At 42.6% G+C, this 19034-nt stretch carries 13 protein-coding genes; 5 read left to right on the top strand and 8 right to left on the bottom strand.

Features of this window, described 5'->3' with window-relative positions:
- The first annotated feature begins 532 nt into the window (after positions 1-532).
- From RM347_RS01345 to RM347_RS01330, 4 genes are all read left to right on the top strand, one after another.
- Positions 533-1540 carry a DUF2235 domain-containing protein gene (locus RM347_RS01345; RefSeq protein WP_322722288.1) on the top strand — a complete coding sequence of 336 codons (1008 nt, stop codon included), beginning with the start codon at positions 533-535 and terminating at the stop codon, positions 1538-1540.
- Positions 1541-1622: 82 nt separating this feature from the next.
- Positions 1623-3254 carry a peroxidase family protein gene (locus RM347_RS01340; protein WP_322722287.1) on the top strand — a complete coding sequence of 544 codons (1632 nt, stop codon included), beginning with the start codon at positions 1623-1625 and terminating at the stop codon, positions 3252-3254.
- A gap of 243 nt (positions 3255-3497) precedes the next feature.
- Positions 3498-4679, top strand: coding sequence for a catalase (locus RM347_RS01335; RefSeq protein WP_322722286.1), 1182 nt, complete (start codon positions 3498-3500; stop codon positions 4677-4679).
- 47 nt (positions 4680-4726) lie between these two features.
- Positions 4727-4933 carry a hypothetical protein gene (locus RM347_RS01330; protein ID WP_322722285.1) on the top strand — a complete coding sequence of 69 codons (207 nt, stop codon included), beginning with the start codon at positions 4727-4729 and terminating at the stop codon, positions 4931-4933.
- A 241-nt stretch (positions 4934-5174) separates the two neighbouring features.
- Here RM347_RS01330 and dxs read toward each other — a convergent pair whose 3' ends face one another.
- From dxs to RM347_RS01300, 6 genes are all read right to left on the bottom strand, one after another.
- Complete coding sequence (gene dxs / locus RM347_RS01325) at positions 5175-7082, bottom strand: 1-deoxy-D-xylulose-5-phosphate synthase (RefSeq protein WP_322722283.1); 1908 nt, start codon at positions 7080-7082, stop codon at positions 5175-5177.
- A 719-nt stretch (positions 7083-7801) separates the two neighbouring features.
- On the bottom strand, positions 7802-8248 hold the full coding sequence (locus RM347_RS01320) for a hypothetical protein (RefSeq protein WP_322722282.1): 447 nt from the start codon (positions 8246-8248) through the stop codon (positions 7802-7804).
- A 386-nt stretch (positions 8249-8634) separates the two neighbouring features.
- Positions 8635-9597 (bottom strand): aldo/keto reductase, encoded by a 963-nt coding sequence (locus tag RM347_RS01315; protein ID WP_322722281.1) that lies wholly within the window; start codon positions 9595-9597, stop codon positions 8635-8637.
- A gap of 316 nt (positions 9598-9913) precedes the next feature.
- Positions 9914-11047 carry a hypothetical protein gene (locus RM347_RS01310; protein WP_322722280.1) on the bottom strand — a complete coding sequence of 378 codons (1134 nt, stop codon included), beginning with the start codon at positions 11045-11047 and terminating at the stop codon, positions 9914-9916.
- 240 nt (positions 11048-11287) lie between these two features.
- Positions 11288-11593: a small RNA NsiR4-regulated ssr1528 family protein gene (locus RM347_RS01305; RefSeq protein ID WP_100898458.1), complete on the bottom strand. Its 306-nt coding sequence runs from the start codon at positions 11591-11593 to the stop codon at positions 11288-11290.
- Between the two features lie 171 nt (positions 11594-11764).
- Entirely contained in the window at positions 11765-12235 is a 471-nt protein-coding gene (locus tag RM347_RS01300) for a DUF4079 domain-containing protein (protein ID WP_322722278.1), read from the bottom strand.
- 298 nt (positions 12236-12533) lie between these two features.
- Here RM347_RS01300 and RM347_RS01295 point away from each other — a divergent pair, with 298 nt between their 5' ends.
- Positions 12534-13817, top strand: coding sequence for an ankyrin repeat domain-containing protein (locus RM347_RS01295; RefSeq protein ID WP_322722277.1), 1284 nt, complete (start codon positions 12534-12536; stop codon positions 13815-13817).
- A 579-nt stretch (positions 13818-14396) separates the two neighbouring features.
- Here the strand turns inward: RM347_RS01295 and RM347_RS01290 are convergent.
- Positions 14397-15788 carry a PP2C family protein-serine/threonine phosphatase gene (locus RM347_RS01290; RefSeq protein ID WP_322722276.1) on the bottom strand — a complete coding sequence of 464 codons (1392 nt, stop codon included), beginning with the start codon at positions 15786-15788 and terminating at the stop codon, positions 14397-14399.
- Positions 15789-17272: 1484 nt separating this feature from the next.
- Positions 17273-18937 (bottom strand): signal recognition particle-docking protein FtsY, encoded by a 1665-nt coding sequence (ftsY, locus tag RM347_RS01285; RefSeq protein WP_322722275.1) that lies wholly within the window; start codon positions 18935-18937, stop codon positions 17273-17275.
- Positions 18938-19034: the final 97 nt, after the last annotated feature.

Below are 19034 nucleotides of genomic sequence, written 5' to 3'. Positions count from 1 at the left end.
TCTTTTTACCAAAATATTGCTCCCAAATGTAGCTTGCCTCCCGTTCACATAGCGTCTCCGACAGGAGAAGAATACCCAATTGAATTGGAATGACAACACTTTAAAAAAGATGAAGTGGCAGGGAAAATTTTGACGATGAGCGAGAACTTATCTATGCCGTAATTGATGTTGTTCAAGCTAAAGGAAAAAGAGGAGATCACAATACACAATGTGTTAAATTTAACTACAATCGTTATGCTTCACTTTTCGTTACATAACGATTAATTTTCCCGCCTACTTACTAGTGATGTTGCGATCGCTTTCCTAATTATTTTCTGGCATTCGCCTTAAATTCTCTTCAGTTGACGTTGCGATCGCCTTAATAAAATATTCTTGTACCTTGATATTTAATTAATTTCCTCCTTAACTGTCTTAACTGTCCTTGCATTCTCATTATGAAAATGCGAGGATGTCGATGTTAATTTAAGCAATTTTTGCTAAAGCATTTTAATAAAAAGTTAATTTAATTACTCAAAGGCTTTGAAATAGAAGTATGAAACGTCTTGTGATTTGCTGTGATGGAACTTGGCAACAGTTAACGAGTCTTTATCCAAGCAATGTAGTTAAGTTAGCTCAATCCGTGAAACCGATTGCCAGTGACGGGGTTACACAGATCGTATTTTATGACGAGGGCGTTGGAACCGAGGGTCAAAAGGTTTTAGGGGGAGCTACCGGACTAGGAATCGATAGAAATATAGAAGATGGCTACCGATTTCTTAGCCTCAACTATGTTCCTGGTGACGAAATCTATATGTTCGGTTTCAGTCGCGGTGCTTACACAGTTAGAAGTCTAGCGGGGATGATCTATTGCTCCGGTCTTTTAGACCGTCCCCATGTCACCAAAGCACATCAAGCTTACGAGCTTTACCGTGACCGGGGTGTTAAACCCAAAGATAAGATAGCTGTGGACTACCGTCAACGTTTCGGCGATCGCGTCCCGATCGCCTTGCTTGGTTGCTTTGACACCGTTGGTGCCCTTGGTATTCCTGGACTACCCGTTTTCAGCAAGTTGCACGAACAGCTGAATCAGCGGTACAGATTCCATGACACTACTTTAAACAAATGCGTTCAGAATGCATTGCACGCGATCGCGATCGACGAAATCCGCGAAGTCTTTGATGTCACTCCCATGAAAAAGCATCCTGAAGCTGAAAACCAGCGGGTAATTCAAAAATGGTTTCCAGGTGGCCACGGCTGCGTTGGTGGTGGAACCGAAGAAAATAGTGGGTTATCAGATGCTGCCTTACAGTGGATGATTGATTCCATCGGTGACATGAAATTGGGGCTTGACTTTGATACAAGTGTGATTCCGACAGGTATTAACCCCAATTATGAATGCGACTTTAAGAACAATGTTGGATTCTTTAAATTGGCAGGAATCAAGTTTCGTGAGGTCAGCGATGTCATTGAAGACCTTCATGAAAGCACGATTTACCGTTTGAAAACTCGCAAGGACTATCGACCCAAGAATCTACAAAAGATTATTTCCAAACTGAAATAAGTTGCATGATTTTGGGTAATCGCAGCAGAGAAATTTAGGGTGCATTGAATACAGAATTAAGAAAAAGCAGGTAAAAACAATTATGACTACAAAAAGAGACACATCCAAAGATGGGTTAGATAACAAACTTCAGACATTAGTTTTAACGAACTTTAAAGGAGTTTGGAAATTAATCCAAAGCAACAAATTTCTAGCACGCAAAGTTAACAAAGCCCTCCTTAACAGTCTCATCTCTAAAATTCCTACTCGTCCTAATCCCTACAGTATGATGACTCTAGATGAGCATATTCCTGATACGAGAATTCCTAAGAAAACTGATACTTATACTTCCTGGGAATCACTCAACGATCGCAGTTATACAGGACGACATCTACCACCCGATCCCAAGTTAAACGCTGAGGGCAATTTACCAAAACTTGAAGACCTAGCTATTTTATTCCGTAAAAGAGATAGTAAAACTATTTATTCTAGCAAATCAACTATGCTGTTTCCCTATTGGGTGCAGTGGTTTACTGATAGTTTTCTCCGCATCGATCACTATAATAAATTAAAAAATACTTCAAATCATGAGATTGATTTGTGTAATGTTTATGGTTTAAGCAGAAAACAAACACATCTTTTAAGAAGGTTTGAAGGAGGTAAATTCAAAACTCAGAAACTCCAACGCCAAGATGGTATAAAAGAAGAATATCCCTTGTTTTATTATGCTGATGCAGCAGAGGGTAAAGTTAAACCTGAATTTGACGGTCTTTATGAACCCCTTAATGATGAAAAAAGACAGTCTGTAGATAAAAAGCAATATATGTTTGCGATGGGAGTAGAACGAGCAAATGTACAAATTGGCTACGTAATGCTCAATACTCTATGTATTAGAGAACATAATCGGCTTTGTGATGTATTAGCAAGCAATTACCCAAATTGGGATGACGAACGCCTCTTCCAAACCGCGAGAAATATTCTCATGGCGATTATTCTCAAAATCATTATGGAAGAGTACATTAACCACATAACTCCCTATCACTTTAAGTTGTTTGCCGATCCTGAAGCTTTTACTAAAGAAAGTTGGCATCGTCCTAATTGGATGGCAATTGAGTTTGATTTCGTTTATCGCTGGCATAGTGCAATTCCGGAAACCTTTACCTATAACGGCAAACCAACCCCTATTGCTGCATCTCTCTGGAACAATAAGATGTTTATTGATCGAGGTTTAGGTGCATTGATGGAGGAAACTTGCTCCCAACCAGGTACAAAAATTGGTTTATTTAACACCCCGGATATATTGGTTGAGTTAACTGAATTACCTTCAATCCGACTAGGAAGGCGTTTGCAATTAGCAAGTTACAACGATTATCGAGAAATGTGTGGTTTCCCCAGAGTCACGACCTTTGAGCAAGTTACCGGCGATGAATTTGCTCAAGAGAAACTCAAAGAATTATATGGTCATGTTGATAATATTGAGTTCTTTGTGGGACTTTACGCTGAGGATGGGCGGAAAAATTCAACTATCCCTCCATTAGTAGCACGCTTAATTGGCATTGATGCCTTTTCTCAGGCGCTAACTAATCCTTTACTATCACCCAATATCTTCAATAAAGAGACTTTTTCTCCTGTGGGTTGGGAAATTATTCAAAATACCAACACTGTCTCCGATTTAGTTAATCGCAACGTTCCTTCCACAGACAGAAAGTACAAAGTTAGTTTTGACCTTCAATAAACATTGGCTTTTAGTGCGATTGCTCTACTCTTAAAGCTTGCTATGTGTAGCGTCTTGGATGGTGGAGCGATCGCTTTTAATAATACTTTTCTCACTCTGTCACTCGAAGCTGAATAGACAATAACTGCAAACAAACGATGCCTACGGTGGCAACTGAGCTTCTTGTACTGAGCGCAGTCGAAGTATGTCGAAGTTACGCAGCGAAAAATAAACTCAATTGATTAGTTAATCGTACTTAAAAAAATGAAATTATTTACCGAATACCCAGAAAAAGACGAACTCAAATATTGCGATCTCATGAGTGAGTTAGTCAAAAAGAACATGGAAAATCTTTACGGAGGTGAGAAGAAAAAAACTGCAAAGAGAGATACGCATTCTAAAACCCACGCTGCTGTTCAAGGAACTCTAGAAATCTTTGACTTTGATGAAGCAGCAATTAAGCAGGAATTGAGCAAACGCACCTCATTATCTGAAACTGAACTTTCTAGCATTTCCCTCAAACAAGGTTTATTTGCTACACCGAAACAATATCCAGTTTGGCTACGATTTGCCAATGGTGCGTTTTCAGTAAAGAATGATTATGAAGGAGATACGCGCTCCATGGCCGTAAAAGTGATAGGCGTAGAAGGAGAACGACTACCGCAAAGTCACGAGTTAAAAACCCAAGATATTATTACCCACAATACCGAATTCTTTTTTGTTAGAACTATCAAAGACTTCCACAGTTTTTTTGTGGCAGTTTATCGAGCAGGGCTGTTTCCGCTTTTTAAGCTGTTGGTACTTTTTTGGCTAAAGTTGCATCCCTACGAATCCACTCTTTTACAAACTAGTTTCAAACGTTTTCCCAAGAGTTTACTTAAAGAACGCTATTGGAGTGCTTCAGCATTTTCTGTAGGACTCAAATCTGGTTTTGATCCATCTCAACCAGGTCGAGTTCCTGTGGAATATCCGGCTGTGATTAAATATGGATTTACTCCGATTTCTAGTCAAATACCTCATCAACAACTTCCTCTTGAGTCGAGACCAGAAAGTGAGCTTAAGCTTGCCAAAGCATCAGGTACAGAGGACAACTACTACCGAGAGGATATCATTCAAGCTTTAGCAAAGCCTGATGCTGAATATAGTTGGGACTTTCAAATTCAATTTCAAACTAGCCCAGAAATGTCTATTGATGATACCACTATTGTTTGGAATGAAGAAGAATCACCCTTCATTACAGTTGGTCGCCTAACAGTTAAGCATCAGAAGGTTAATTCTGCCAAAGAAAATGACTTTGGGGAAAATCTCAGTTTTTCTCCTGGGAATGGTCTAGCAGTGCATCGTCCTGTCGGTGCGATCAATCGGTTACGCAGTATTGTTTATCCTATCGTTGCTAATGACCGTCATCAAAAACGAGGAGTTAAATATCAGGAACCAACTGCCTGACTTTTCAAGCAATGACAAAATGCTGTGATTGCAAGGCTTGACTTCAAGTGGCTTTAACTAGCCTTGAGGAGAACTCGACCGTCGCCAAACGCAAGTTTGGTGAGTTGATGCAAACTAGAGTAGAGAAAGGTAAAAAAATGACGCAAAAAATTATTTACGGAACAGTTGCTGAAGACGGAACAAAACAAAGTGGACAAGGGGATGTAGAGACGCGATTTATCGCGTCTTTAAAGACCAATCATCTACACCAATAACTTTTAACCCAAGCGTATTGGGATATAACCCCAAGCAAGGCTCAAGTTAATATCTGGGATTTGGGAATTAAGCAACAATCAGGTGCAGGTTTTCCAGAACTGGCAGTTACGAAAGAAAAGTCTGCTTTTAATTTTATTGCGATTGGTGAAGGTAGTTAAGTAGGAAAGTTTTCCTAAATTTGATGTAGCGATCGCCCACACTCGTGACTCAGGTGTGGGCGATTCATCTACAAAGAATTAACTAAACCACAGCAGATACTTGCTGCTTAAAGAAAGCTTGCAACACTCTCTCTGCTATTTGATGGCTAGTTAGACCTAATTCTGTCTTAGATTCATTGGGTTCAGCATGATCTACCAATACATCTGGTACACCGAATCGCTTGACAGGAACTAGAATATCTGCATCCATTAAGGCTTCTGCGATCGCAGAACCAAAGCCACCCATAATACAGCCTTCCTCTAAGGTAATGACGCGGCCGATTTTCTTAGCCAAAGGCAAAATCAATTCGGTATCCAAAGGCTTAACGAAACGGGCATTAATTACAGTTGCTTCAATGCCGTGTTCGCTGAGAATTTCAGCTGCTTGCATTCCTGGATAGACCATTGTGCCATAGGCGACGATTAACACGTCATCGCCTGTACGGAGAATTTCGCCTTTGCCGATTTCCAAAGGTTCCCAACCTTCTTCCATCAGGGGGACGCCGTAGCCATTGCCACGAGGGTAACGCATAGCGATGGGGCCACTGGTATGGTTAACGCCAGTTACTACCATACGTTGCAATTCTGCTTCATCTTTGGGTGCCATGATTACTATGTTGGGAATGCAACGCAGATAAGCGATGTCATACATACCCTGGTGGGTGGGGCCATCAGAGCCAACAATTCCTGCCCGATCTAAGCAGAAGAATACTGGCAAGTTTTGGATGCAGACATCATGAATTATCTGGTCATAAGCGCGTTGCAAGAAGGTAGAATAAATGGCAGCTACAGGGCGCATCCCTTGAGTTGCAAGTCCTGCTGCTAGTGTGATTGCGTGTTGTTCAGCAATGCCGACATCAACATATTGATTGGGCAGTTTTGCTTGAAGTTTATCTAAGCCTGTCCCCGTTGCCATAGCCGCAGTAATCCCAACGATTTTCGGATTTTGTTCGGCAAGTTTCACCAGAGTGTGAGAAAAGACTTTGGCATAAGCCGGAGGTTTGGGTTTGTTGGAAGGAATAGCTTTGCCAGTTGCTACATTGAAGGGGCTTTGGGCGTGATAGCCAACTTGATCTAGTTCGGCAATTTCATAACCTTTGCCTTTGACTGTTGCGACATGTACCAAAACTGGGCCTGGTATCTGATGTGCCTGTTGGAAGGTGGCAATCAATTCTTCGAGATTATGCCCATCCACTGGCCCAATGTAGGTAAAGCCGAGTTCTTCAAAAACTGCCCCTACCTTGGGAACAGCCAAGCGTTTCATACCTTCTTTGATGCGTCCGAGTTCGGGAGACAGAGATTCACCCACGAAGGGAATTTGCTTAAATTGTTCCTCAAGATTATCTTTAATAAATTGTACCGGTTGGCTGAGGCGCATTTTGTTGAGATAGCGGGGAATCGCGCCGACATTGCGAGATATGGACATGTCGTTGTCGTTGAGAACAACCAACAGGTTCGTTTTCGGCATGTGTCCGGCGTGGTTGATGGCTTCTAAAGCCATACCCCCAGTCAGTGCTCCATCGCCAATAACAGCAACGGCTTTAAATTTTTCTCCTTTCAAGTCTCGCGCTAAAGCCATGCCCAATGCTGCTGAAATACTTGTAGAAGCATGTCCAGCCCCAAAGTGGTCAAACTTGTTTTCACAGAGTTTGAGATAACCTGCAACTCCGTCTTTTTGTCTGAGGGTGTGGAAGCGATCGTAGCGTCCTGTAAGCAGTTTGTGGGGATAAGCTTGGTGTCCTACATCCCAAATGACTTTATCCCGATCTAAGTCCAGTGTCTGGTAAAGTCCTAGTGTTAATTCGACAACACCCAACCCTGGCCCCAAGTGTCCACCATTAACTGCTACCGTTTGGAGATGCTTATCTCGAATCTGACGGGCAATCTGTTGCAGTTGGCGAACAGATAAACCGTGCAACTGATTAGGATGGGTGATTTCGCTCAGGTGCATATTATAGGGTTTTCCTCTCTAACTTCTAGTCTCGGTATTTTGATTTTCCCACGGTCGGGTTGTCCACAGAATCAAACTCTTACATTGTTACTAAGTTGTAGTGGAAAGTATAACTTCGTAATTGATAATGGTAAAAAAGTTGTTACCCATTAACAATTCGTCAAATGAGGTTGCAATCAATTAAAGATATAACACATTTGTCAATAAGTAATGCTACTTAAAAATTGTTTTTAGTCCGTATAGAAAAACAAGTGTTTCAAGAGAGGTTGCGGAAATTCGTTGAGCAGATTACTTAATTTTGCTCTCTTAAATTAGTATAAAACAAAGTTAAATATTTCATTTATAACTATAAATCTAGCATAATTGCTGGTAAATATTTAACAATTGATTCTTCTCTTCTTCGCTAACAGCAGCTAATTATATCAGCGATCGCCAGTTTATTTTGGGTTAAAAATATGTATGTAAAAATACACTAATATTTTAGCTAAATTCAGTATTCGCTTAGTAAAATAATCTTCCTAAATTAATTATAAAATTTTGTCTTACTTCATGTATAACTAGCAAATAACATGCCGATTAGAACCACGGTACAGACTGTATAAATTAATTCGTGCAATAAATTTAGACTTTCCTAAATTATTCGTAAACAGCAAGATTCCCGACTTCTTAGAAAAGTCGGGAATCTAAGCCTTTTGATTTTCAGAAATCAAATAAGATTGCTATTTACCAAAAGCATCCTTGATGTTATCAACAGTGCGTTCAACAGCGTTCTTTGTATTGTCTACTGCGTTCTGTGTCCGAGCCGAATCTTCGTTTGCTCTTCTCTGAATTGTAGCCGCATCTCTCTTTGCTTTGCGTTCAACAAAACTACCATTATCTGTAGCTTGGTCAACTTTACTGGCGTTGCTCTTAGCAGCTTCCTTAACTTTATCTGTCGTATCTTGGATAAAATTTTTGGCTCGTCCAGCATCTTTACTGGTTTTTTCTTGAACTCGATCGCCCGCATCTGCCGATGCAATCAAGGTTGCAGTAGGAGCAGCCATTGCTGAAGTGTTCGATAAAAATGCACCTTGCCAAACGAAAGCGATCGCTAACATACAAAACAGTGTTGTAGCCATCCAGCGTTTTACCGTGTAAAGCTGTTTTGTAACATAATTCAATTTCATAGAATACAATCTCATGTGACTTAGTATACTATTTCTACTTCATTTAGCTTATGAGCCATATCGATCCCTAGATAGAAGTTCTTGCGTCATTAGTTATTAAATGAATTCACTATTTTGATAGATTGAATTTTGAGTAAAGATTTTTTTGCTGGTAATTAAGGATCTAATTAAGGGACTTCCAACTAAAAGAATATCCTATTGCTGTGGGGGCAGGGGGGCAGGGAGCAGGGAGCAGGGGGAGAAAGAAAAATCTTATCTGAGTAAATTTGGATAATTTATTTTTTGGAAGTCCCTTAAATAGTGTGGCGATGCAATTACTAAACCACAAAATGCTTTACTGTTGGATCATCATCTGAACTTTCTCTACAGATAACACTAAGAAAGCATCACACTGACATCAATTGCTGGAGGCGCTGTGGTTCCTCTCCCAGCCAATCTGGATTTTGGGCAGTGCTGTCGAAGATTGATGAAGTTTTGAAAGGCTCAAACTCACCACGTGATGCCGCTTCTGCCGTTTTTGCTAAGAGCGATCGCACCTGCTCGTCATTCATTGGCTGGAACGTTTGCACTGCTTCAAAAGCTTGTTCTAGAATCTCCATGCTGTCAATCCCGGTAATCACAACCGATGTGGGCAGATTCAAAGCATAGTGTAAACATTCAATTGGCGTTACAGTGTTTGACCGTAAAAGAATACCGTTTGCCAAGCTTTTCATCCCCAAAATGCCAATGTTTTGTTTGACCAGTTCTGGCACAACCAGCTTTGCAAAGCTCCGGTAGTGGGCATCCATCACATTTAGCGGCATCTGCACTGTATCAAATTTAAACCCATTAGTGGCTGCAACTTCCAGCATGTGTAGATGAACACAAGGGTCTTTATGCCCAGTGAAACCAATGTATCGGAGTTTGCCAGCTTCTTGTGCCTCAATCAAGGCAGCATTCGCCCCTTCTTCGTCAAAAACTCGATGTGGGTCTTCGTACCGAAGGATTTCGTGGTGTTGAACGAGATCGATGCAATCAACTTGCAGGCGTTGGAGTGATTCGTCTAGCTGTTTTGCTGCTGCTTTCTTAGAACGACCATCGATTTTTGTCATCAGGAACACTTTGTCTCGGTAGCGATCGCGCAACGCTTTTCCCATACGAATCTCGCTGACTCCACCGTTGTAATCCCAACTGTTATCCATAAAGGTGATGCCGCGATCGATCGCTGTTCTAACAATTCGGATACCCAGTTGCTCGTCAACGTGTTTCAAGCCAATGTGCCAACCACCCAATCCAATCGCAGAAACTTTCTCTCCTGTACTGCCGAGAACTCGATATAACATTTCTGAATTTGGCGTAGTTCCTGACATGTGTTCTCCAAGTCTTTCAGCTATTACTTAAGTACATATAGCTGTGTGCCAATTCAAACGCAAGGGAAAGTTGACAATATCTTGCTGAAGATACACTTTTCAACCCGATCGCGAAAAGACTGAAGAAGCCAAAATACCGATGGCAATTTGGGATGTGTGAGCTAAAGATAGGGCTTAGGCAAAACTACACGCAGTAGGGGCAATTCATGAATTGCCCCTACCGAAAAATCAAGGTTTGGGCTATTCCGTAAAAACTTAAAATTGCAGTTTTGGGCTTTTATGTTTGCATTTCCCAACAATTAGAAACTGCGTGGCGTTAAGGAGACGGAACCGCGACTCGATTGCCGGGAACAATCTGTGGCTGATACGAAAACACTTCTCGGCTACGGGGATTTACGGTCACTTTGACCCAATTTACATCGTTGTTGCCGTTCGCCGCATTGTCGCCAAATGTCTCGACACGAGTGAAGTTCTCGATACGTCTGCCTTGAGCATCTAGAAATGGCTTGTCAATACGGTAGTAGTGCGAGTCACCATCCACGTAGGCAATCGGTTTACGGAAAGCGATCGCCTCATCGCGGAACGCTAATAAAAATTCCTTGAAGCCATCAGGCTGTGCATCGGTTTGCGCGAGCGTCTTCGGATCGCGCAAAGGCGCTCTAGTTCCGTCGGTCAGATCCCACCCTGGATTGCCTTGGGAGATAAACATGACCGCCGCCGAATTGCGTGTCTTTGCCACTTGAAAAGTTTCTCTCATCCATGCAATATTAGCCGTGTTTCGCGCTGCATACTCCTGCGGATCGGGCGCAGTGTCACACAGGTTGTTGCACGAACCCTGGATATTGAGTGTCGCATAAGTAACCTTACCAACCGTCCAGCGGCGGTTCTCAACACAGGGCACTGCACCGTTTGCACCAAGACACAGTGGTGTTGTCTGTACCTCCTGGACTAGCCGACGCTGCCCAAGGGAAAATTTATTGCTGAAGAATACCTGACGCTGGTAGTCGAGGCGTTCGCGTGAGTTGAATCCACCGTTTGAGGGGCGATCGCAATCAGTCCAATCGTTGTCGCCTGGGGTGAAGGCTGCTGGTGCCTTCAGGGAATTGAAGTAGCCGAGCGCTTGAGTGTAGAGTTCATTAGTGCACGTGGTCGGCGTAACCGAGCCGGGCGTAGAGTTGCCCGCCTTCAGGTCGCCGTCGTGGACAGTGAAAGCCAGGTTTTGCGCGTTCATATCAGCGATGAGGTTCGGGACTCCCGTCGTCGCCTGGAGATCCGAGTAGGGCATATCGCCCCACAGTCCGATGGCATATGTCTCGTTCTCGCCCTCGTATTCGTACTCCTTTTCGTTGGCATTTGCCAAACTGATTGCGGAACTTGCCAAGAACGGCACAGTCAGCGCCAGGAAACATATTTTACGCAGCAAGCGCGCAGTGGTGACGCGTTGAAACACTGAGTACCCAACCTTTGTCATCATCTATATCCTCGATTATTCTTTGGGATCGTGAGCGCATTTTGGAGAATTAGCTCATTGCTCACGCCCTTTCGGTGAGAAATTAGATTACCGGATTGCCGATGACAGATAGGTTATGGATGGGTTAATAGTTCGTTTATTTACAGTAATTTCACGGCTACTTTAGTTGTTTGTGTAGCCGTGAATTATATAGTCCCTGACTGTGCTGTGCTGCTATATCTATTTACCGCTATAAAAAAAGGCAATTTCTTTTTCTTTTAGGGGTGCGAAACCAGCATCTACAAGTAATTGGTCGAGTTCTGCTTGAGGAATGTGTTTTGCACCAATTCGCACAATGCGCGATCGCATAGTATTAGATACGCCACTGCGCTGTCTGTTGCCTTCTAGCGCCATAACTTTACCATAAAGTTCTAGCTTGGCAGGCGGAATGGGAGAACCATCAAAATCAATTCCCTGTGCGATCGCTTCATCAATAGCATCAGCACCTGTGGTAGTTTGATTCCCTGGGTTAGTTTCGGTAGGCATCGTGATTTGCTCTTGTTCGCTATGGGTAGATTTTACCAGCCTTGTTGACACCAGAGCTGCCTACTGGCTTTTTCGCTGCTGATGATTATTTTTATTTGGGAGTCCATAACGGGGCGATCGCCACTCGCCACGTACTAAGCTTGATATGACTCCTGATTCCTGACTACTTAACTATGTTTTAGTGAGAATTCTTTGGACAATTTGCACCCCAGTAACAGCCTGCCAAGCAAAAAGTCCCAAAAGGGTAAAATTCAACAAAATGTGAGTTGCACGCGCCCAATTTGCCCCTTTTTGCATATAAGGAGACAAAGCAGCAGAAAATGCAATCATACCTGTCATGCCCAGCCCTGCCAGCAGGTGAGGCCCGACAAATAACTTGCCATTATTGATGTAAGTGATACCCATCCCTCCAATTGCACCTACCACCATCAAAGCTAGAAGTATAGATCCGATTTGGTAGTGTCTGACGTTATATCTACCTTTAATCAGTTCTTTCTTTTCTTCTCCCTGAGCATTTCTGGTACGCTGTAATTGCAGCCCCAAATAGGCAGCATAAATTGAGAGTACTAATAGCGCCCACATAAGCACCGGATGGAAGAAGTTCAGCCAATATTTCACCGACGCAGAAAGTTCCAGACTCATCGTGTTCTCGCCCAAGTATTAAATCTTCATAAAAATTAGCATAACTCTATTTTCTGTGCTTAAAGTTGCACAAATTAAAAGAGGCCCAGAGATGAGGAGAGAAGACAAGAGTGAAGCCTCCCTTACCTTTAATTTACATCCAGTCAATAGATAGAATGCTTGCCAAGACTGCATTTCTTAATTTTCATTTTGAATGAGTGAATTTTGAATTGTATAAACCTCTTGCCAAAGTGGATAAACAATCTCAGACTAAATTTTGAGGGTAGACGAACAAAATCCCCTGTGTGGAATCTCATCGATGACTGAAAACAACGATAGTTTGCTGCTAAAAGCTGCTAAAAGCGGTGATATCAAGAGGCTGTGTGCGTTACTGGCTGCTGGTGCGATGGTAGACGCGTGCGATCGCCAAGGCACGACAGCGTTAATGTTTGCCGCCAATTTAGGCTACACCGAAATTGTGCGATCGCTGCTGGATGCTGGGGCAAATATCAACTTGCCCAGAAAACTCTATGGTTTGACAGCTTTGATGCTGGCGGCTAGTGCCAAACAACTTGACATTGTGGAGCTTTTACTATCCAAAGGTGCTGATGTAAATGCCACCAATGAAGATGGCAGCACAGCTTTAATGGCAGCAGTCCTCAAAGGTCATATCGATGTAGTGCGAATCTTATTGGCTGCTGGTGCGAAGGTGAATATCGCAGATAAAGATGATGATACTGCGTTGAAAATCGCTATTAAGCAGGGACAAATAGAAGTTTTAGAAGCAATTCTCCAAACTGGTGTCGATGTCAATATCCAAGATGAGGAGGGTGAGACACTCTTAACGCTAGCGGCAGACTCGGGACATCTGGAGATTGTGGAAGCACTGCTAGCAGCAGGGGCTGATGTGAATCTGAAAAACGCTGATGGTGGAACTGCCCTATCGGCAGCAGCAGCGGCTGGACACATTGCGATCGCAGCAGCTTTACTAGATCGAGGTGCAGAGATTAATCTCCAAGACCAAGATGGTGAAACTGCCCTACATCTTGCCGTTGTAGAAGGCTACATTGATGTCGTACAAGTATTACTTAATAGGGGTGCAGATGTTCAAATTAGGAACCACCTGGGTGATACGCCACTGCTTGTAGCTGCATTGCAAGGACATAGCCAAATTGTTGAGGTATTGCTGCGTTCTGGGGGAGATATTAATGGGAAAAATCTTGGTGAAGTACCTTTGACGTTGGCTGCATCACAAGGACACACCCAAACAGTGAAAGTGTTGCTAGACTATGGTGCTGATGCCAACACTCCAGGGGATGATGGCAAAACTGCTTTGATCAAGGCAACCGAACGCAAGCACACAGAGATTATACATTTGCTGCTGGCAAAGGGGGCAGATGTGAATTTTCAAGACTCAGCGAGGGCAACATCATTGATGTGGGCGGCCTCAGCAGGTTATGACGAAATTGTGCAATTATTAATGCAAGCTGGGGCAGATGTGAATTTAAAAAACCGGGGTGGTTATACTGCTTTGATGATTGCAGAATTTAATGGTTATAAGAATGTGGTGCGGAGTCTGCAAAAAGCTGGGGCGCAAGAATAGCCATAGCCATCTGAATTCTTCATCTAAAATGTTTTCAGAAATATCTTGACAAATCATTAAATGAAGGTTATCTACTTAAATACCAAGGAAGTTTAAAACAACCAAGTCTAGACCTAAGAAACAAAGAAAGCAAAAACTCCGTCGTAGCTGTTGTGAACTTGCTACGGCGGAGAAAAGAAAAATTAAAACGCCAAGAGGGAGCAGGCTAAATGCTTGCGTCACAAGGATAGAAAGAAAGCAAAAATGAAGAAGTAAATTTACCTTTTACTTTTTACCCTGTACCTTTTACCTTTTACCTGCTCTCCCCCTTGGCGTTTCCTACTGTGCTAGATGTGCAAAATATATAGTTTTTACTTGAACAGAAAAGTATTCTAACGATCATTTTTTATGTATCATCCAAAAGGCTAAATACAAACAATTTGCCAAAAAAGGTTGATATGCGACCATTTGGGCGATTGCTACGGAAAATCAAAGAAAAATAAATAAAAAATTAAATTTAGTAGAATTACTGTGGTGAATCCCCAGTCACCATAATCTTAAGCATTGATTCATGCTTGGCAAAGTGCAAATGACTAACGACTATAAAATTTGCAGAACAACTAGTGTCATATCATCAGTGTTTTGCTTGTCAGCACCAATGAATTGCTGAACTTGGTCAAATAGGTAATCCACAATCTCCTGTGGGCCATTGCAGTACTTGCAAGCCGTATTGAAGCCAGCGACAAAGTTGTCTTCATCGAAGCGATCGCCACCAGCGGCAGCGGCATCGGTCAAGCCATCTGTATAGTAAATAATTGTATCCCCAGGCTCTAACTGAGCCTGAGCATCTTCATATTGGCTGTTAGCATCCAAACCGATTAACATTCCTAGAGTATCTAAACGGCTGACAGTTTTTGTGGCTGCGTGCCACCACAAGGGAGGATTGTGTGCAGCATTGCTATAAGACAAAATTCGGCTGTGGGGATTATATTCTGAGTAAAATAACGTTACAAAGCGATGGGAATTTTCCAAATCCGCATACATAACTCTATTTAAATTTTGCAGAATTCCGGCTGGGGAGTTACCATGTAGCACTTCTCCCCGTAGCATTCCCCGCATCATCGTCATAATCAGCCCAGCGGGGACACCTTTGCCCATGACATCTCCAATAACCAAACCCCAGCGGGCAGTTTCTGTACTGCCTTTAGCTTTGGGCTGAATCTTATTGTGATTGGTAGCAATAAAGTCGTAGTAATCTCCGCCAACACGATTGGCAGGTTTACAGCGTGCTGCCAGGACTGCACCAGGGATTGTAGGACATTGACGTGGCAGAAGTCGCCGTTGAATTTCTGCACCAATTTCTAGTTCTTGGTCTAGGCGTTCTTTTTTTCTGAGTTCTACAGCTAGTTCATCGTTTTCGATCGCTACTGCTGTTTGGTCTGCCACTAGCCTAACTAACTTTTGTCTGGTTTCTGTCCAACTGTATTCTGGATCGCGGCTCAAGACATAGAGCCATCCCCGTTCTGTATGCTTCACCAGAATAGCTGTACCAAAGATTTGCACATCTGGCCCTAAATAGCGATGCATCTGGTCATCCAAAATCCCCGTAGCATTTGCTAGAGGGGCAGTATTGGGCATCAGTGTGATTTGACTACTGGCTATTTCTAGCGCTTTGCGGATATTCTTTCGCTGACCACTATCTTGCCAATGTAATTGCTCTAACCTGACTTGACCATTAGGTTTGTAGAGAAACAGGGCGCTACCGTCTGCATCTGTCACTCTTGTTGCCATCAACGGGATAAGTTCCAAAAACTGATTTAAATTATTGAAACTTCTCAGGGCAAATCCTAAAGAACTTAGCAAATCTTGAATTTTGTTCTGTTCCCGGTGCAACCTTGCCACGAGTTCTTTGAGTGCCACAACTGGTGTGACATCCGTTGCGGCACTACTATTATTGTCAGTGGGTTGAGAGGGCAGTTGAGACACAGGCACAGGTACTATTGCACTTTATATTGGCAGATTTTAGATTACTTATAAAACTTTTGGCTTTGGCATTGCTAAACCATATTTAGACAAGACTTGTCATTTTAGCAAGAGTATAAAGACGTAACAGGCAAATTTTATAAGTATTTTATTTGCTTATTGTATTTTGGTTGGAATATTAGTAATTTCAAATCATGTATTTTTAGTCCAAACCCAACCCGTAAAAATTACTAGTTTCGGTAATAGTTCAGAAAGCTTTTCATTTTTTCGTAACCTAATTCCCAAAGCATATCTCTAAAGTCATAAAAATACTTTATTAAAAGAATAATTCATAACCCTTTCAGAGTGAATTTTTGGGCAGAGGCTACTAGGAGACTATAAGTCTTTTGAGTGAAAAACTCTATAAGCGCTCAAATAGGTTTGGTTGAAAACAGACTTACACTCATTCCCAAAGCTGAGAATATGTAAAGAAGTCTTCAAATACTTAATTTATATACCATAATTGCCGAGATAATCGCCAAGATTGAGCTTTTCCATGTTAAATTTATCGTTTTGCGAATTTTGAATAGCTGAAAATGCAAAAATTTAACCCATTAAAACGCGATAAAAGTGAGACAACCCAATCTTTCGAGTCAGCTTAAGAAACTTAAACCATTAACCTGTCATTGATTTTAGGGGTGAGTCATTTGGTAAGTGTAAGATATGAATAGAAAAGATGGCACTAAATCTAAAAAAATTCCTCCAAGAACTTGAAATCAAAAGCCCGAAAGAGTGTTGTTTAACCATCAAAATTCAAACCTCTCAATTTTCTACATAAAATCTTTGTAAAGACTTTCGCAAGTAGGAGCTGAGAATACACCTGGGAGTGTTGAACCAGCTTACTCACACCAATTCGCTTTTTGAGTCCACAGTGGACGATTCTCCGAAGTTCTGATGTTCGGAAGCCCTCCTTCTTTAGAGGTAGACACTGGGCAACAACTGACGCTCGTAACCCTAATCTTGAGTAAGCTACGCGTAGCGTGCCGCTCTCTCGACTCGCTAACGCAGTTGCTTTCTCTGTCGGAGACGCTGCGCGTAGCTTCTCCGTAGAAGTACAAATCGTCATAGGCAAAACCAGTCACCTGTGGAGGGAAACCTCCTGCATTGCTGGACTCACCCGTGCTGCTCACCGCTCAGACTGCTGTCCATCCCACAATAGTTGCATTTGTGCAGGTGAGGGTCTCGCCTGCCCTTTAAATTGCTGCAAAATGCGGGTCTACGGGGCTTTTTGTCTATCGCAACTAAATGCCCGTGCTGCTACATTTAAAAAGCCCAATTAGGGGATAGAAAAAGAGCATTAGCTTGAAATTTTAGCAAAAGTCACCCATTTATTGTGACAAACTCATGATTTTAAGACTCGATCTACTTCTAGTTAGTTCAAGTGATAATACCAGATCAGTTATCCCTAAATTTATCAGTTTGTCAAGAAAAATTTTTAACTCCAAATTTTTCAACTAGCTACTCAAGAGAGCTTCGACAAACTCATAACTAGAAAAGGGGCGTAGGTCTTCAATTCCTTCACCAGCACCAATAAAGCGAATGGGTAAACCTAGCTGCTGCACAACGGCAAGGGCAACGCCCCCTTTGGCGGTGCCATCCAGCTTGGTTAAGACAACGCCACTTAGTTGGGCAGCTTGGGAGAAAACTTCGGCTTGCCGTAGTCCATTCTGACCTAAAGTGGCATCTAGAACCAAAAGAGATTCTACTTTGGCATTTGGGGCTTTTTTATCGATAATTCGGCGGATTTTACCGAGTTCGTCCATTAAATTTTTCTTGTTTTGCAGTCGCCCAGCTGTATCTACCAAAAGTAATTCGGTTTGACGCGCTTGGGCGGCTGCGATCGCATCAAATACAACTGCTGCTGGATCTGTATTCTTTCCCGGATTGGCAATTACTTCTACACCACTTCTACTACCCCAAACCTTCACCTGTTCGACAGCGGCGGCGCGGAAGGTGTCTGCTGCACCAATTAAGCATTTGTAACCAGATTTTTGTCCTAGGTGGGCAATTTTGCCGATGGTGGTGGTTTTACCCGCTCCATTCACCCCAGTGATTAACCAAATGTTTAAGGTTTCTTTTTCTGGGGTAAAGGTAGTTTTGTGAGATGTTTTGCTCGGTGCATCAAGCATATCCCGGAGGATTTTTTTCAGGTAAGCGATCGCTTCTTCAGGTGCGGTAACTTCTTCTCGAAGTTTTGTCTGTAGGGCATTGATAATAAAGTCTGTCGCCTCTACACCCACATCAGCTTGTAAGAGCAATGCCTCAATTTCGGTTACAGCAGCTTGGTTAAGTGGTCCTTGACCGACGATCGCCTTCAGTTGGTTGAGAATACTACGACGAGTTTTGTCTAACCCTTGCCGGAGCTTTTTCAGCCAGGTAATTTCTTCAATAGAAACGTCTTCTGGACTTCTACCTTGAGCGGCTAGGACTTTTGCCGACCAGACAAACCCATCATCAAATACCAGTCCGGGAATTTCCTCTCCTGTCTCTGAGGTTGTAGCTACTGGCTGTGCTACCTCTGGTTCTGGGACTTCAATAGCGGTGGCTATTAGTTGTTCTAACTTGGCTTGGCGTTCTGCCGCAGCTCGTTCTAAAAAGGATAGTGTTGTTGGCTGTGTTGCCTCTGGCGTGGCTAGTGGTTCGGTGGATGTTGGTTCAGTTTCACTTGCCGTTAGTTCTGGGCTTTTGACATCTGGCTTTTCAGCAATTGCTGCCACTGAGGAATCTTCTGTAATTTCTTCCTCACTAGCAGTTTGGATAACTTCTGGCTGTGCAGTTTCTACGGTTGTGCTAACAGGCTCCTCAGTTGCTTCTAGTTCAGTGATTTCCGCAATTGTCGTTTCTGCGGTTTCAGGTTCTGCTGATGGTGCTGAGGGATCTGCTGAATCAGCTGGGGTTTCTACTACCTCAGCTTGTTGTTTTTGCTGAATATTTTTGTAAGCAGCTTTAGCAAACGCTAACAAGTCTGCCGTTGTGTCTGGTGCAGTTTCAGCAGTTGGTGTTGACGTTTCAGCTGGCTCTGATTGGGGTTCTTGTGCAGGAGGAGTTACTTCCTGCTTCTTATCAGAGGGAGTGTCAGAGGAATCGTTATATTGACGACGGAACCAATTAAAAACCATTGCAGCAGTATTGGTTATATGAGTTATAAGTTATAAGTTATGAGTTTAATTTAACTTTGCACTTTTTCTTGGGGTGAAAACTTCCGGGTTATCCTCA

Origin of the sequence: Nostoc sp. ChiQUE02 (genome assembly GCF_034531305.2) — a bacterium.
Taxonomy (GTDB): domain Bacteria; phylum Cyanobacteriota; class Cyanobacteriia; order Cyanobacteriales; family Nostocaceae; genus Nostoc.
This window is presented reverse-complemented; position numbering and strand designations above follow the sequence as displayed.

Coding starts and splice junctions, on each gene's coding strand:
- ftsY (WP_322722275.1), bottom strand. CDS start 18,937: ATGGTTTTTAATTGGTTCCGTCGTCAATATAACGATTCCTCTGACACT.
- RM347_RS01340 (WP_322722287.1), top strand. CDS start 1,623: ATGACTACAAAAAGAGACACATCCAAAGATGGGTTAGATAACAAACTT.
- RM347_RS01320 (WP_322722282.1), bottom strand. CDS start 8,248: ATGAAATTGAATTATGTTACAAAACAGCTTTACACGGTAAAACGCTGG.
- dxs (WP_322722283.1), bottom strand. CDS start 7,082: ATGCACCTGAGCGAAATCACCCATCCTAATCAGTTGCACGGTTTATCT.
- RM347_RS01345 (WP_322722288.1), top strand. CDS start 533: ATGAAACGTCTTGTGATTTGCTGTGATGGAACTTGGCAACAGTTAACG.
- RM347_RS01315 (WP_322722281.1), bottom strand. CDS start 9,597: ATGTCAGGAACTACGCCAAATTCAGAAATGTTATATCGAGTTCTCGGC.
- RM347_RS01295 (WP_322722277.1), top strand. CDS start 12,534: ATGACTGAAAACAACGATAGTTTGCTGCTAAAAGCTGCTAAAAGCGGT.
- RM347_RS01300 (WP_322722278.1), bottom strand. CDS start 12,235: ATGAGTCTGGAACTTTCTGCGTCGGTGAAATATTGGCTGAACTTCTTC.
- RM347_RS01305 (WP_100898458.1), bottom strand. CDS start 11,593: ATGCCTACCGAAACTAACCCAGGGAATCAAACTACCACAGGTGCTGAT.
- RM347_RS01335 (WP_322722286.1), top strand. CDS start 3,498: ATGAAATTATTTACCGAATACCCAGAAAAAGACGAACTCAAATATTGC.